Raw genomic sequence first — 13,982 nt, forward strand, 5'->3', positions numbered from 1 at the left:
GTACGGCTTGCCCACCGACATGGAATTGTGTCAGGCTGCCTGACATTCACAGTCGGCAGGCGATCCAAGGAGACCGCATGACCATCGAGTACGCCACCCGCTACCGCCGCGCCTCCCACATCCCCCCGGAGCCGGGCAAGCCCTACTTCATCGAGAAGGGCGAGGGCGACCGCGCGCACCTCTTCGGCGACCTCATCACCGTCTACGCGGGCGGCGAGCAGACCGAGAACACCTTCAACTTCTTCACCGTCGAGGGCCCCAAGGGCGACGTCATACCGGCCCATCTGCACGCCGACACCCACGAGGTCTTCTACGTCACCCAGGGCGCGGTCCGTCTCTTCGTCGAGGACACCGAAGGCATCCAGCAGGAGAAGCTGCTCACCCCCGGCGACTTCGGCTTCGTACCGAAGAACTGCACGCACGCCTACCGCATGGAGCGCCACCACAGCCAGGTCGTCGGCGTCGCCGCGGGGCCCGGCGGCACGTTCGAGCGGTTCTTCGAGAACCTCGGCGCCCCCGCCGAACAGTTCGGCCTGCCGCACCAGCCCGTCATCCCGGAAGCCGGGAAGTTCGAGACGGTCCCGCAGCATTACGACGTACGCTTCCTGCCCGATCACCAGTGGCGTACCCGGTGACGGCGCGCGAGCCCTCGCTGCGAGAACTCATCGCCGCGCCCCACCCCGACCGCGCTGCCCTGCCACCCGCGGCGATGAGCGCGCCCGGGGTTCGGGAACTGCGCGGAGTGCCCTACCAAGAGATCGACGGCAGCCGCCCGCTGGAACTCGACCTCTGGCTGCCCGAGGCCGACGAGGCGGCGCGCCGCGCCCCGCTGGTGCTGTTCGTGCACGGCGGCGCCTGGCATAGGGGGCGGCGCGACGACATGGGGCTGCGTACCCGCCACTGGTCGCCCCGGCCCCTCGCGCGCATCGCAGCCGCGGGTTTCGCCGTCGCCTGCGCCGACTACCGGCTCAGCGGCGAGGCCACCTTCCCCGCCCCGCTGGACGATCTGCGCTCCGCCTTGCGCTGGCTCACCCTGCGCTCGGCGGAACTCGGCATCGACAGCGGGCGGACGGTGGTGTGGGGCGAGTCCGCCGGCGGACACCTCGCCTCACTCCTCGCCCTGACCGAGGCTGCCCCTGTGAACGCTGACCCTGTGAACAGGGAATACGTACAGCCGGTCGGCGCCGTGATCTGGTACGCGCCGAGCGACCTGACCACCGCCCGTGGCTGCTTCGACCCCGAAGACCCCGCGACCCCCGAGGCGCGCCTGCTCGGAGCGGCCCCGGCCAACGTCCCGGAACGCGCCCGCACGGCCAGTCCCCTCGCTCACGTCCGGCCCGGCGCGCCACCGTTCCTCCTGGTCCATGGAGACCAGGACACCTTGGTCGACTGCTCACACAGCCGGTCCCTGGCCGCAGCACTGGAGCAGGCCGGCGCGGCGGTTGAGTTGTGGACGGTGCCGGGCGCCGATCACGGTTGGCACGGCCTGCCCGACACCGAAGTGGAGGAACTTTTCTCCCACTCCTTGGCCTTCGCCCGCAGCCTTGGCGTTTAGCGATTCCCCGGGGGGCAGGTCGGTACCCCATGCAGTTGTCCGCCCGCACCCCGCGGTCAGGCGACGAACCGGCAGTTCACGCCCTCCGTCGCTCCCCCAGCCGCGTCCGGGCAGCGTGTCCTTGGGGTGCGTACGTCCGGCCCCGCACGCAGGCTGAACCGTGTGGGCCGCGCCCCGGCGGCATCGCGATCCGCATCTGGCGCCGCCTCACCCTCGATGGCGACGGCACTGACACCGCTGTGGTGTGGCCGTATCTCCGTCGGTCACGCCGGGACCGCATCAATCTGCAGGTCGTGCTCAGACCAGGGTGGAGATGCAGAACGGGTGGCCTGCCGGGTCCAGCAGGACCCGCCACCGGTCGGGGTCCGGCTGGAATTCGGGCCTGACGGCTCCCAGGGCGAGGAGCCGGGCCTGGGCGGCATCCAAGTCGTCTACGCCCAGTTCGATGTGGGCCTGCTTCTCCTGGGCCGGATCCGGCCAGGTGGGACGGCGGTAGTCGGACAGCCGGTTGAATCCCAGTCCGGCCGATCCCTCCTGGCCGAGGAGGACGAAGTCCTCGGTGGAGAAGACGACAGGCAGACCGAGGGCCTCGCCGTAGAAGCGGGCCATTTCGGCGGGGTCCGGGCAGTCGAAGGTGACCGCCGAGTAGCGGAATGTGGGTGCGGAAGTATTTCCCGTGCTCATGCTCATGCTCATGGCGAAGACGCTACGTCGGGACCAGGACAGATTCGGTCCTGGTCATGTGGAACACTTCAGCATGTGATCAGCGCATCCGCCCGCCTGCTGCGACTGGTCTCCTTGTTGGCCGCCCGTCCGTCGTGGACCTGCGGTGAGCTGGCCGCCCGGATGGCGGTCACGGAACGCACGGTGCGGCGGGACATCGCCAAGCTCCGTGAACTCGGCTACGCCATCGAGTCCGATCCCGGTCCATGGGGCGGATATCGCCTGCGCGCCGGGACTCGGGTCCCGCCGCTGATCCTCGATGACGAAGAAGCACTCGCCGTGGCTGTCGGGTTGCGCGAGGCGGCGCTGAGCGGCGCTCTGGGCGGCGACCAGGCCGCGCTGTCGGCGCTGCTGAAACTGCGGCAGGTCCTGCCGCGGCGGATCGCGGACCGGCTGGGTGAGATAGATGCCGCCGTCTTGCACACTCCCAGACCCGACGAGCCGCAGATCACGTCCGGCATGCTGCTGGAGCTGGCCGCCGCGTGCCGCCGGGGCGAGCGCGCCCGCCTGTCGTACCACGACTGGGAAGGAAAGGCCACGGTCCGGGACATCGACCCGTACCGCCTCGTCCACACAGGCCGCCGGTGGTACTTCGTCGCTCGGGACGTGGCGCTCGGCCAATGGCGTACCTTCCGGGCGGACAGGGTCGACCGACTGCAGACAACCGGGCACCCGGTGGAACTCATCGACCCACCCGACCCCGCGTTGCTCGTCTCCCGCTCCGTCGCGACCGGCCCCTACCCGCTCACTGCGACGATCCACCTCCCGGTGTCCATGGACCAAGCGCTGCGGCTGATCCCGTCGACAGTCGGTTCCCACCGTCCCGACGGGCCCGACGCCACGATCGTCGACATCGGCGGTCCCGACGCGGAGGGGCTCGCCAGGTATCTCCTCGGCCTGGCCACACCCCTGCGAGTCCTGTCACCGGAGGCCGTACGACAGGCCCTGCTGCGCCGTGCCCAGGAACTCTTCGAGGACAACGCGAACGGTCGGTCCGGGTCGCCCGGCGGCTGTGCTCGGAGCGTCAGTCGTCAGCTGCGACGAGGAGGTTGAGTGTCGCTGCCGGGCGGTCGATGAGGACGAGTTCGTGGTAGTCGATGTGGATCGGGCCGTAGTCGTGGAAGGCGTCCTCGGAGAGCCGTCCCAGCAGGTATCTGCTGGTTGCCTCACGGATCGGGTTGTAGATCTCCTGCTGCAGGCGCGATGCGAGTGATTCCGGGATGTCTCCGTGCTGGTTGGCCCAGGAGTGGATGACAGCGACCGCCATCGCGGCATCGACGGACTCGTAGGCGTCAGGGGCGATGCGGTCGAGCCACCACCGGCCATGCCGTGGCCAGTCTTGAACGCCGGCTCCGTCGTACGTGTCCCGAAATTGCGGATGCGCTATCAAGGCAGCCAGCACGTCTCGGTCGTCCAGCCTCTCGGACGACAACTGGAAACGCTTGGCAGCGACCCAGCGGTAACCGTGCGAGCCCTCGCCGAAGTCGAAGTCCCTGAAATTGATGAAAGGGCTGTCCAGGTGGACGAGGGCGGGCAGTGGTTCGCTCATGGTTCAAGCACGGATCGGGCGGCGGGTGCGGGAGGCTCGGCGAGGAGGCGTCGCAGGCCGTAGGCGAATCTGTCATCGAAGGAGGCCTCCACTAGGTGGGGCAGGGTGCGGGTGAGGGCCGGGTAGGCACCCGTGGCGACGGCTTCGGTGAGCCGGTCCGGCTCGGCACTGGGCAGCGCCTGTTCCTCCCGGCACAGACCGAGGGTGAAGTAGAGCGCGTTCCAGCACGTCCACACGGCCTCGCGCTCGCGGTAGCCGCCGTCCAGCAGGGCGGCGAGCAGCGTCTCGGCAAGGGCGAGGGTGGCAGGCTCCGGCGCGTACGTGCCGGCGACGACGGCCGCGCCGTCGCGGTGGGCGAGCAGCGCACTGCGGTAGCGGCCGAGGAGTTCACCGGCCCTCTCGTCCCAGCGGGCGGGCAGGTCGTCCAGCCGCACCTCGGCGACGATGGCGTCGGCCATCAGCTCGAGAAGCCGGCTCTTGGACTTCACGTGCCATACGACGGTGTTCATCCGGACCCCCCGCCGCGCGGCGATCGCCCGCAGCGAGACGGCCTCCAGGCCTTCTGCGTCGAGGACCTCCATGGCGGTCCCGACGACCCCTTGTTGACTCTTGTTCACCGACCAAGTATACCTTGCACCAACATTGGTCACTGACCAAGAGGAGGTCAGTAGTGGATGACGTTGTAGTGGTGGGCGCCGGACCCGTCGGGCTCTGGCTGGCCGCGGAGCTGCGGCTCGGCGGGGCATCGGTCACGGTGATCGAGCCCCGCCCGGCTCCGGACCCGCACTCGAAGGCCCTGACGCTGCACCCCCGCACCATCGAGATACTGGACAGCCGCGGGGTCGCCGAGCCGTTCCTGGCCGAAGGCGTGCCGATTCCCGACGGCCACTTCGGCGGCCTCGACGACCGCATGGACTTCAAGGCCCTCGACACGCCGTTCCCCTTCACCCTGGCGCTGCCGCAGACCCGTACCGAGGAACTGTTCGAGGCTCGGGCCAGGTCATTGGGAGCCACCGTCCGGCGAGGTCACCGCGTCACCGCGCTGCACGAGGAGGGAGTGGTCGTCGAGGGCGGGGAGGTGGTGCGCGCGCGGTACGTGGTCGGCTGCGACGGCGCGGGCAGCACCGTCCGGCAGGAAGCCGGCATCGATTTTCCGGGCACGGACGCGACTGCGTGGGGCTGGCTCGGCGACGTGGTCCTGGACGAGCCGCCGAGCGGCGGGTTCGCCAACGTCACGAGCCCGCAAGGCGGTCTCATGGTCGTACCGCTGCCCGGAGGCGTCCACCGCATCGTCGGTGGCGACCCCGACAGCCTCCGGACCGGGCGGCCCGGAGAGCTGACGCTGCCGGAGTTGCGCGCGAAGGTCGTGAACATCACCGGGTCGGACTTCGGGATGCGCGATCCGGTGTGGCTGTCCCGGTTCGGCAACGCGTCCAGGCAGGCGTCGGTCTACCGCCGCGGCCGGGTACTGCTGGCCGGAGACGCGGCACACATGCACTTCCCGGCCGGCGGTGTGGGGCTCAACGTGGGTGTGCAGGACGCCATGAACCTCGGGTGGAAGCTGGCCGCGGTCGCCACCGGCCGAGCAGACAGCGCCCTGCTGGACACCTACGAGGCGGAGCGTCGCCCGGTGGGCGCCGACCTGGTCGTGCACACCCAGGCCCAGACGGCGCTGATGATGGCGTATTCGGCGGACGGCCAGGCCCTGCGCGGCGTGCTGAGCGGTCTGATCGCCACCGTGCCGGAACTGTCCCGGCACCTGGCCGAGCGGCTGTCCGGCCTCGATGTGGACTACGGCACCGGACGGCGCGCGCCCGATCTGCGGTTCACCGACGACAGCCGCCTGTTCGAACTGCTCCGGCCGGGGCGACACGTCCTCCTGGACTTCACCGGCGACGCCGTGCCCCATGCCGTGCCGGCCGACACGGTCCGGGTCAGGACGGAGCTGGCCGAGAAGGAGGACCGAGCGGACTGGGCCGCGGTCAGTACCGCGCTGATCCGCCCGGACGGCCATCTCGAATGGAGTCGCTGTCCGTGAAGGTAGTCAAGTACGTCCCAAGGTGTTCCACGAGGTGATCGAAGGATTCGGCGCAGAAGAGCAGGGGCTGGAATCCCGTGACGTGGTAGGGCTGGCTCTCCATGAGCGTCGTATCGAGGGGGCGGATGTCGGTCCGGGACATGTTCTGCAGTTCTCCGGGTGAGGACAGGAGGCTGGCTCCGCAGGCCTTGATGTCGCCGCCTTCCTTGACGAGCCCGGCTTCCATGGTGAACCAGAAGACGTTCGACACGGCGCCGACGGCCTCGCGGCCGGTCAGGCGGCGAATGGTGTGACCGAACAGCTCGTAGAGGTCGGCCCAGCGGTCGTGTGCCAGGGCGGTGCCGTGCCCGACGATCTCGTGGATCATGTCGGGTTCGGGCGAGAAGTGCGGCATCGAGGGGTGCCGGATGTACTGCGTGGCCTGGAAGCGGCGCTCGGCCAGGGAGCTGTAGAAGTCGCGCGGCTCAAGCATGCCGGGGGCCGGACTGAACCGTGATCCGGTGAGCCGCTCGATGGTGTCCGAGACCTCGGCGAGCTGCGGCAGTCGGTCGGCGGGCAGCGCCAGGCGGTCGGCGCCCTCCAGGAACTGCGAACACGCGTGTTTGGCGTGCAGGCCCGCCAGTGCCGCGGTGATCGTGCGCCACACCTCGTGTTCCTCGTCGGTGTACGGGATGTCCGGAGCACGGGAGGCGGAATCGGTGTGGAAGGCCGCCTCGGCGATCGCGACGCGGCGCTCGTGATAGCTGGGATCCCGGTGCCCCGGGTGGTCGGGAGGAAAGTCCACGAAGACCTTGCCGTCGACCATCCCGATGTCCGGGTAGCCGGATATCTGCTGCATCGCGAGCCCCTCCCTTGCAGGCCACACAGGCGGTTCGCCGCCCGCTGGAGCGAGGCTTTCAGCCTTGCTGCCCTGCTCGCGCTTCGCGTGTTGCGTAGGCCGTACGGGTGACCGCCGACGTCACCGCCTGCCCCCTGCCCCCCCTGGCTGTCCCGTCAGCCGGAGACGGTCTCACCGGTGATGTCGTCGACGGAGACGGCTGCCGGAGCGACACGGTCGGTCTCCTGGCCGCCACCCCGGCACGCACCGGAGTCCGCCGCGCCGAAGTCCGTCAACACGCCTGCGGTGGCCGACGTCAGATCATCGACCACGTCCCGCAAGTGCCCCCGCCGGCCGAAGGCCGCCCGCTGAACAGCCGCGCCGCCGCCCAGTCGGCACCAACGCCGCAGCACCCGGCAGACCGGTCCTAGCTCGCCGTACTCCGCCAGCGTCGGCCGGGCATACCGCACCAGCTGTGCGACGAGTTCCGGTGCCCGCAGCAGCCGTCCGTGGCGCACGTCCACGCCGAAGCCCAGCAACCCGTCGCGCGCAGCACGCCAGTACGCGGTACTCAGTGCCGGTTCCTCGAGGACGGGCCCGGGGTCGCCCCGGTTCACCCGCGTCAGAGCGGTCACGACTGTGGCCCTGATGAGGGCCGCGAGCGCGGCGACCGCCTCGGCGTCGGCCACCGCGTCCATCACGCGGATCTCCACGGTCGGCAGATGCGTGCACGGCCGTACGTCCCAGAAGAGCATGCCCTCGTCGACCACTGCCTCGGCCTCCCGGAGCCGAGAGGTGACCTGCTCGTAATGGTCCAGAGACGCGAAGTACGGCGGCGGCCCGAACACGGGCAGCGCGTGTGCCGCCATGGTCCGCCAACTGGCGTAACCGGTGTCACGCTCCGCCCAGAACGGGGAGTTGGCCGACAGCGCGACGAGAGCCGGAAGCCAGGGACGCAGATGGTTGCCGACCAGCACCGCCTCCTCGCGCCCGGGCACCTGCACATGAACATGCGTCGCCGAGATGACGGCTCCCTCCGTCCTGGCCCGGAACGTGGCGTGAGCTGCGAGGTAGCGCGGGTCGTCCCGCAGCCTGGCGGAGTCCCGCAACCCCAGCACGGGGGTGCCCGAGGCGTGGATCCGCAGCCCCTGCGCGCCGGCCGCCTTCGTGACCGCGGCCCGCATCGCGGTCAGATGGCCATGTACCTGCTCCAGGGTGGAGCACGGCGGCGTCTTCGCCTCGACCTGGCACTCCATGAGCTCGCCGGAGAAGCGGTCACCCAACAGCGCCGTGGCGCCCGGGAGAATGGCCGAGGCGCCATCGACGACAGCACGGCTTCCAACCGAGGTCAGGAAGTATTCCTCTTCCACCCCCATAGGGGGCAGGTCATCGGGAACCGTCATGAAACAACCGTTCCTGCCACCCCCCGAGGCCGCAACGCGAAGGCCTTCGGTGATCAGCCGAAGCCTGCCACCATGGCGGCCCAGCAACGATGATGCTGGGGGCAAGCGCCCTGAGAGCGCCGGTCTACCCGAAACTGAAGGGCACCTTGGCGCTTGTTTCGGCGATCTTCTTGTCGGACTTGCTCAGCCCTGCCCACACTGTTCCTGTGCCAGCGGCCGGCCAAGCACCCGACTTACCCTTCAACTTCACCTTCAGGTCGTGCGGCTTCCCGTCACACGCCACGGTCACATCCCCGAACTTGGGAATGAGCTCCGTCGAATTGGCTGCCGGGAGCCAGTCGACGATCTCCCGCTCGTACTGGTACGAGCGGCCCTGCACTTTCGCGTAGGCATAGCTCACAGCGGCCTTTCCGCCACCGTGGCAGGTCGCCGTCATGTTGACCGTTACAGCCCGGGTCTTCTGCTTCATCGTGCCGGACTTGATGGTGAGGGAAGCCTTGGGCTCAACTGCCGTCGCGCCGGCAACGGGCAGGCACGCCGTGGCGATGAAAGCCGCTGCCGCGCCCAGGGCGAGGGACCGCCCGGCACTGAGCCTCGCAGATCGCAACATGGAAAACCTCCGTGACATGGAGCTTGCTCCTGCTGTCCATGCCACGCGGAGATGACGTGCGATCAAGGGCCCGTCCAAATGGCCCATTAGTTCAAACGCCCGGGTTAAGCGTCCAGCGCGTCATCGTGCCGATCATCACCTCGGCCTGTGCCCGTCCATCACCTCAGTCTGTGCGGTGCATGCCCTTCCAGGCCTGCCGGTCGGGAATGCCTGCGTGGCGGCCCCGTAGTCTTGTGCTGCCGCTGTCCGAGTCGCTGATCATGAGCATCACCCGCCGCGGGAGGCCACTCGGCGCCTGAGCAGCGAGGGGCTGCTGTACCAGCCCGCCCGGGAGACATCATGGACATCCGCCAGCTCGAGTACTTCCTGGCGATCGTCGACTCCGGCGGCTTCAACCGCGCGGCCACCACCCTGTACGTGTCGCAGCCCTCGCTGTCGCAGGCGGTTCGCGCGCTGGAGCGCGACCTGGGCTCCGAGCTCTTCCATCGGATCGGGCGGCGGGCGGTCCTCACGGAAGCGGGCCGGGCGCTGATCGAACCGGCGCGCGAGGCCGTGCGCAGCCTGGAAACCGCGCGGGCCAGCGTCGCCTCCGTACACGAACTGCGTACGGGGCGGCTGGACGTGGCTTCGATGCCCTCACAGGCGGTCGAGCCGCTCACCACGCTGATCCGTGCTTTCAGCAGCCGTCACCCCGGCGTCGTGGTGGCGCTGAAGGCGGCCTTCACGACCCGCGATGTGATCGAAGCCGTACGCACCGGGACGGTGGAGCTGGGGTTGCTCGCCTCGGCCGGTCCGCTGCCGGAGAAGGAGGTCACCGCGCTCTCCCTCGGACAGCAGCGCTTCGTGCTTCTCGTTCCGGCGGGCGACCCGCTCGCCGGACGGCGCAGGGTGGCGAGCGAGGAGCTGGCGGGGCGCCGGTTGATCGTGGGTCAGCCGGGTACGGGCATGCGCGATTACGTCGACTCACTGCGCAAGCAGGGCATCGAGTTCAGCGTCGCCGCGGAGATCGAGCACCGGGTGGCGCTGCTGCCGTTGGTACTGGCCGGCGTCGGGCTCGCCGTGGTCACCGAGTCCTGGCGGGAGCTGGCCCGGCAGGCGGGGGCGAGCGTCCTGGACATCGAACCGGCGACCGCCCTGCAGATCGGACTCGTCAGCCGCCGTGGTCTTCTCTCTCCCGCTGCCGTCGCGTTCCTGGACATCGCCCGTACCCACCCAGCCGATGACACCTGATAAGCCCTGCCTATAAGTGAGATACGAACTGCGTCTTGGACGCCGGACCAGGCACGTTGCTGCAATCAACGGCATGACGAACCACCGCATCGCCCTCATCCCCGGCGACGGCATCGGCACCGAAGTCCTGCCGCCCGCGCGGCAGGTGCTCGACGTTCTGGGCCGCCGGCATGGCTTCACCCTCAGCTACACGGACTACGACGACTGGTCGTGCGAGCGCTACCTGCGCGAGGGCGCGATGATGCCCGCGGACGGCATCGACCAACTCCGCGACAAGGACGCCATCCTGCTCGGCGCGGTGGGCTGCCCCGGCGTGCCCGACCACGTCTCCCTGTGGAGGCTGCTGATCCCGATCCGCCGCAGCTTCCGCCAGTACGTCAATCTGCGGCCCATCCGCGTCTTCGAAGGCATCGACAGCCCGGTGCGCGGCGCGGCGGCGGGCAAGGTCGAATTCGTCGTGGTCCGCGAGAACGTCGAGGGCGAGTACAGCGAGGTCGGCGGCCGCCTCAACCAGGGCTTCGAGGACGAGATGGCCGTCCAGGAATCCGTGTTCACCCGCACCGGCGTCACCCGCGTCCTGGACTACGCCTTCGACCTCGCCGCCCGCCGCGACGGACGCCTGACCTCGGCCACCAAGTCCAACGGCATCGTCCACACCATGCCGTTCTGGGACCAGCTCGTCGCCGAACGAGCCGCACACCACCCGGATGTGGCCTGGGACCAGGAGCACATCGACGCCCTCGCCGCCAAGTTCGTCCTGGAACCGGCCCGTTTCGACGTCGTCGTCGGATCCAACCTGTTCGGCGACATCCTCAGCGACCTCGCCGCCGCGGTCGCAGGATCCATCGGCATCGCTCCGGCCGCCAACCTCAACCCGGAGCGGGAATTCCCCTCCATGTTCGAACCCGTCCACGGCTCCGCCCCGGACATCGCGGGCCAGGGGATCGCCAACCCGCTGGGGGCGATCTGGTCGGCAGCCCTGATGCTCGACCACCTCGGCCACCCGCGAGCCGCCCGCGACATCACCGACGCCATCGCCGCGGTGCTGGCCAAGACCGATCTGCGTACGCGCGACCTCGGAGGCACCGCCACCACCGCGGAGTTCACCGACAAGCTCCTCGACCTGCTGTAACCCGCGGGCCTTCAGCTCCACCGGCGGCCCCCGCGTACGGACCGCCCACCACGCCCGGACCGCTTTCCTCAACGAGGAGAAACGCCATGGCAGCACCCGCAACGCCCGCACCGCCCACCGCCGACACGACCAAGAAGCGCTGGTACCGGCAGTTGTACTTCTGGGTCCTGACCGCCATCGTCACCGGCGTCCTCACCGGCTGGCTGTGGCCCTCCGTGGGGACCGCCATGGAGCCCGTCGGCACCACCTTCGTCGCCGCGATCAAGATGCTGATCACGCCGATCGTCTTCCTCACCATCGTCGCGGGAATCGGGAGCGTCGACAGCCTCGGCCGCGTCGGCCGCGTCGGGCTGAAATCCCTGCTCTACTTCCAGGCCGGCACCCTGGTCGCCCTGTTCGTCGGCCTCGTCGCCGTCAACGTCTTCCAGCCGGGTGCCGGTGTGCACGCCCACCCCGGCGACCTCCACCTGACGGGCGACGCGGGCCAGTACGTCAAGGACGGCGAGAACCAGTCCTGGTGGCACTTCCTGACCGACCTCGTACCGACCAGTGCGGTCGGGGCCTTCGCCGAGGGCAACATCCTCCAAGTCATCTTCTTCTCCGTGCTGTTCGGCATCGCCCTCAAAGCCGTCGGCCCCGTCGGCGAACCCCTCGTGGACGGCATCCAGCGCCTCGGCACGGTCGTCTTCAAGATCCTGCACTACGTCATGCTGGCCGCCCCGGTGGGCGCCTTCGGAGCCATGTCGTACACCATCGGCGAGTACGGCATCTCCACCCTCACCAGCCTCGGCCGGCTCATCGGCCTCTTCTACGGCACCTCCGCGTTCTTCGTCATCGTCGTCCTCGGCGCCGTCACGGCCCTCCTCCGCATCAACATCTTCCGGCTGCTGCGCTACCTCAGCGAGGAGTTCCTCCTCGTTCTGGGCACCTCCTCGTCCGAGAGCGCCCTGCCGCGCCTGATGATGAAACTCGAAGGCCTCGGCATCCGGCGGGACATCGTCGGACTCACCGTCCCCACCGGCTACTCCTTCAACCTCGACGGCAGCTCCATCTATCTCTCGCTCGCCGCCGTCTACATCGCCCAGGCCACCGACACCCCCCTGAGCATCGGCCAGCAACTCGGCCTGCTCGCCGTCATGATCCTCACCTCCAAGGGATCCGGCGGCATCACCGGCGCCGGCTTCATCGCCCTGGCCGCCACCCTCTCCACCGTCGGCACGGTCCCGGCCGCCGGCATCATGCTCATCTTCGGCATCGACAAGTTCATGTCCGAATGCCGGGCCCTGACCAACCTCGCCGGCAACAGCGTGGCCACCCTCGTCGTCGCCCGCTGGGAGAACGCCCTCGACACGGCGCAGGTCAACAAGGTCCTCCACACCGGCAAACCACAACGCACCGAACTTGAACCCGAACCCGCGCCCGCCCAGACGCCCGTGCTCCCGGCCGACCTGCCCAGCAAGGCGTGAGGGCGCGCATGGAGCCGCCGTGCCGGTGGTAATGGAGCCCGCAACCGCCCTGCTTACCCCCCACCGTCCTGCCTATCTCCTACCGTCCTCCCGGTCGGCGGCTTCGTTGGCGCGGTCGATCTCAGCCATGTGCTCCTCCGCCCAGATCCGCAGCCCCGCAAGCGCGGCTTCCAGCGACAGCCCGAGTCCGGTGAGCCGGTAGAAGACTCGCGGCGGAACGGTCGGCTCGACCCGGCGCGACACCAGCCCGTCGCGGGTCAGACTGCGCAGTGTCACGGACAGCATCTTCTGTGAGACGCCGGGCATCCGGCGTCTCAGCTCCGCGAAGCGCACTTCGCCCGGTGCGGCATCGGCGAGCGCCTTGACGGCCATGGACGTCCACTTCGTTCCGATGCGGTCCAGCAACTGCCGTGTCGGGCAGTGGGGATCGAACAGATCGCCGCGTACGCCGCGGTCGGCGGCCCGCGCTCCTGGGGTGGTCACCTGCGGCTCACCACCTTCCCTGAAAGTGCCGTCTAGGAAGCGATCGGCCGGTTACCTATCGTTCAGTGGTCACCAATGGTAACCACTTGAAGGGGTCGGCATGCCCGTCACCACCGTGCACCATTTGCGCCGCATCACGACAAACGGCGTCCAGCTCAATGTCGCGATCGCCGGGGAGGGACCTGCGGTTCTCCTGCTGCACGGCTTTCCGCACACCTGGCGACTCTGGAGCGGCGTCATGGGCCGACTCGCGGGGCAGTACCGGGTCATCGCCCCGGACCTTCGAGGCTTCGGAGCCAGTGAACGTGCGATCGAGGGGTACGACGCCGGCTCTCTCGCCGACGACGCCGAAGGGCTGCTCGACGCACTCGGCGAGCCCTCGGCCGCGGTGGTCGGCATCGACGCGGGTGCCGCCCCCGCCGTCCTGCTCGCGCTGCGGCGACCGGCCCTCGTCCGACGCCTGGTCGTGATGGAGGCGCTGCTCGGCCGCCTGCCCGGAGCAGAGCACGTCATCGCGGTCGGAGCCCCATGGTGGTTCGGCTTCCACGCCGTCCCCGGCCTCGCCGAGACCGTCCTGGCCGGCAACGAGGCCCCGTACATCGACTGGTTCCTCGGCTCGGGGACGCTCGGGCGAGGAGTACCTGAGGACATCCGTGCGGCCTTCGTCGACGCGTATACCGGGAGTGAGGCCCTGCGCTGCGCGTTCTCCTACTACAGGGCCCTGCCCACCAGCGCACAGCAGGTTCAGGACGCCGTCGCGACGGCTCGGCTGACCATGCCCACCATGGCGGTCGGCTCACACCCCGTCGGCACGGGGCTCGAACGCCAACTCCGCCCCATCGCCGACAACCTGGTCGGTCACCGTCTCCAGGACTGTGGCCACATCATCCCCCTCGACCGCCCCGACGCGTTGTGCGCACTCCTTGCTCCTTTCCTCTCCCCCGATCTGCCGAAGTGACGGGAAGTCGGCCGAAGG

15 protein-coding genes are annotated in these 13,982 nt (G+C 69.3%); 8 read left to right on the forward strand and 7 right to left on the reverse strand.

The annotated features are described in order from the left end of the window. Positions 1-77 precede the first annotated feature (77 nt). Both AC07DI_RS08350 and AC07DI_RS08355 read left to right on the forward strand, forming a co-directional pair. Positions 78-635 (forward strand): quercetin 2,3-dioxygenase, encoded by a 558-nt coding sequence (locus AC07DI_RS08350; protein WP_478903055.1) that lies wholly within the window; start codon positions 78-80, stop codon positions 633-635. Then, positions 632-1,555, forward strand: coding sequence for an alpha/beta hydrolase fold domain-containing protein (locus AC07DI_RS08355; RefSeq protein ID WP_478903057.1), 924 nt, complete (start codon positions 632-634; stop codon positions 1,553-1,555). Before AC07DI_RS08350 ends, AC07DI_RS08355 begins: the two co-directional genes overlap by 4 nt. Before the next feature lie 297 nt (positions 1,556-1,852). On the opposite strand, the gene AC07DI_RS08360 is transcribed toward AC07DI_RS08355, so the two are convergent. Further along, positions 1,853-2,239, reverse strand: a complete 387-nt coding sequence (locus AC07DI_RS08360) for a VOC family protein (protein ID WP_478903447.1) — start codon at positions 2,237-2,239, stop codon at positions 1,853-1,855. Positions 2,240-2,314: 75 nt separating this feature from the next. On the opposite strand from AC07DI_RS08360, the gene AC07DI_RS08365 reads away from it, so the two are divergent. Continuing rightward, positions 2,315-3,331, forward strand: coding sequence for a helix-turn-helix transcriptional regulator (locus AC07DI_RS08365; protein ID WP_478903059.1), 1,017 nt, complete (start codon positions 2,315-2,317; stop codon positions 3,329-3,331). On the opposite strand, the gene AC07DI_RS08370 is transcribed toward AC07DI_RS08365, so the two are convergent. After that, positions 3,303-3,827 (reverse strand): hypothetical protein, encoded by a 525-nt coding sequence (locus AC07DI_RS08370; protein ID WP_478903060.1) that lies wholly within the window; start codon positions 3,825-3,827, stop codon positions 3,303-3,305. The two genes, AC07DI_RS08365 and AC07DI_RS08370, sit on opposite strands and share 29 nt — an antisense overlap. Further along, on the reverse strand, positions 3,824-4,444 hold the full coding sequence (locus tag AC07DI_RS08375; protein ID WP_478903062.1) for a TetR/AcrR family transcriptional regulator C-terminal domain-containing protein: 621 nt from the start codon (positions 4,442-4,444) through the stop codon (positions 3,824-3,826). The genes AC07DI_RS08370 and AC07DI_RS08375 overlap by 4 nt, the downstream gene beginning before the upstream one ends. A 53-nt stretch (positions 4,445-4,497) precedes the next feature. On the opposite strand from AC07DI_RS08375, the gene AC07DI_RS08380 reads away from it, so the two are divergent. Continuing rightward, positions 4,498-5,865, forward strand: a complete 1,368-nt coding sequence (locus AC07DI_RS08380; RefSeq protein ID WP_478903063.1) for an FAD-dependent monooxygenase — start codon at positions 4,498-4,500, stop codon at positions 5,863-5,865. Here AC07DI_RS08380 and AC07DI_RS08385 read toward each other — a convergent pair. The 3 genes from AC07DI_RS08385 to AC07DI_RS08395 all read right to left on the reverse strand — a co-directional run bounded on the left by AC07DI_RS08385 (position 5,810) and on the right by AC07DI_RS08395 (position 8,695). Further along, a complete protein-coding gene (locus tag AC07DI_RS08385) occupies positions 5,810-6,703 on the reverse strand; it encodes a phenylalanine 4-monooxygenase (protein WP_478903065.1) in 894 nt (297 codons plus the stop codon). The genes AC07DI_RS08380 and AC07DI_RS08385 overlap by 56 nt on opposite strands. Positions 6,704-6,858: 155 nt before the next feature. Next, positions 6,859-8,085: a carboxylate-amine ligase gene (locus AC07DI_RS08390; RefSeq protein WP_478903066.1), complete on the reverse strand. Its 1,227-nt coding sequence runs from the start codon at positions 8,083-8,085 to the stop codon at positions 6,859-6,861. 124 nt (positions 8,086-8,209) lie between these two features. Continuing rightward, positions 8,210-8,695 carry a hypothetical protein gene (locus AC07DI_RS08395; RefSeq protein WP_384256217.1) on the reverse strand — a complete coding sequence of 162 codons (486 nt, stop codon included), beginning with the start codon at positions 8,693-8,695 and terminating at the stop codon, positions 8,210-8,212. 339 nt (positions 8,696-9,034) lie between these two features. On the opposite strand from AC07DI_RS08395, the gene AC07DI_RS08400 reads away from it, so the two are divergent. The 3 genes from AC07DI_RS08400 (at position 9,035) to dctA (ending at position 12,523) form a co-directional block, all read left to right on the forward strand. Then, a complete protein-coding gene (locus tag AC07DI_RS08400; protein WP_478903068.1) occupies positions 9,035-9,925 on the forward strand; it encodes a LysR family transcriptional regulator in 891 nt (296 codons plus the stop codon). Positions 9,926-9,998: 73 nt separating this feature from the next. Continuing rightward, positions 9,999-11,057 (forward strand): tartrate dehydrogenase, encoded by a 1,059-nt coding sequence (locus AC07DI_RS08405; RefSeq protein WP_478903070.1) that lies wholly within the window; start codon positions 9,999-10,001, stop codon positions 11,055-11,057. 86 nt (positions 11,058-11,143) lie between these two features. Further along, positions 11,144-12,523, forward strand: coding sequence for a C4-dicarboxylate transporter DctA (gene dctA / locus AC07DI_RS08410; protein WP_478903071.1), 1,380 nt, complete (start codon positions 11,144-11,146; stop codon positions 12,521-12,523). Positions 12,524-12,595: 72 nt separating this feature from the next. Here dctA and AC07DI_RS08415 read toward each other — a convergent pair whose 3' ends face one another. Further along, positions 12,596-13,006 carry a winged helix-turn-helix transcriptional regulator gene (locus AC07DI_RS08415; protein WP_478903072.1) on the reverse strand — a complete coding sequence of 137 codons (411 nt, stop codon included), beginning with the start codon at positions 13,004-13,006 and terminating at the stop codon, positions 12,596-12,598. A gap of 100 nt (positions 13,007-13,106) precedes the next feature. Between AC07DI_RS08415 and AC07DI_RS08420 the strand changes: the two genes are divergently transcribed. Further along, entirely contained in the window at positions 13,107-13,964 is an 858-nt protein-coding gene (locus AC07DI_RS08420; RefSeq protein WP_478903073.1) for an alpha/beta fold hydrolase, read from the forward strand. Positions 13,965-13,982 lie beyond the last annotated feature (18 nt).

The sequence above is a fragment of the Streptomyces sp. NPDC044106 genome, from assembly GCF_056433985.1.

Bases quoted from the DNA above. Each gene is read 5' to 3' on its own strand.
- AC07DI_RS08350 (WP_478903055.1), top strand. From the start codon at position 78: ATGACCATCGAGTACGCCACCCGCTACCGCCGCGCCTCCCACATCCCC.
- dctA (WP_478903071.1), top strand. From the start codon at position 11,144: ATGGCAGCACCCGCAACGCCCGCACCGCCCACCGCCGACACGACCAAG.
- AC07DI_RS08395 (WP_384256217.1), bottom strand. From the start codon at position 8,695: ATGTTGCGATCTGCGAGGCTCAGTGCCGGGCGGTCCCTCGCCCTGGGC.
- AC07DI_RS08400 (WP_478903068.1), top strand. From the start codon at position 9,035: ATGGACATCCGCCAGCTCGAGTACTTCCTGGCGATCGTCGACTCCGGC.
- AC07DI_RS08420 (WP_478903073.1), top strand. From the start codon at position 13,107: ATGCCCGTCACCACCGTGCACCATTTGCGCCGCATCACGACAAACGGC.
- AC07DI_RS08385 (WP_478903065.1), bottom strand. From the start codon at position 6,703: ATGCAGCAGATATCCGGCTACCCGGACATCGGGATGGTCGACGGCAAG.
- AC07DI_RS08390 (WP_478903066.1), bottom strand. From the start codon at position 8,085: ATGACGGTTCCCGATGACCTGCCCCCTATGGGGGTGGAAGAGGAATAC.
- AC07DI_RS08370 (WP_478903060.1), bottom strand. From the start codon at position 3,827: ATGAGCGAACCACTGCCCGCCCTCGTCCACCTGGACAGCCCTTTCATC.
- AC07DI_RS08405 (WP_478903070.1), top strand. From the start codon at position 9,999: ATGACGAACCACCGCATCGCCCTCATCCCCGGCGACGGCATCGGCACC.
- AC07DI_RS08360 (WP_478903447.1), bottom strand. From the start codon at position 2,239: ATGAGCACGGGAAATACTTCCGCACCCACATTCCGCTACTCGGCGGTC.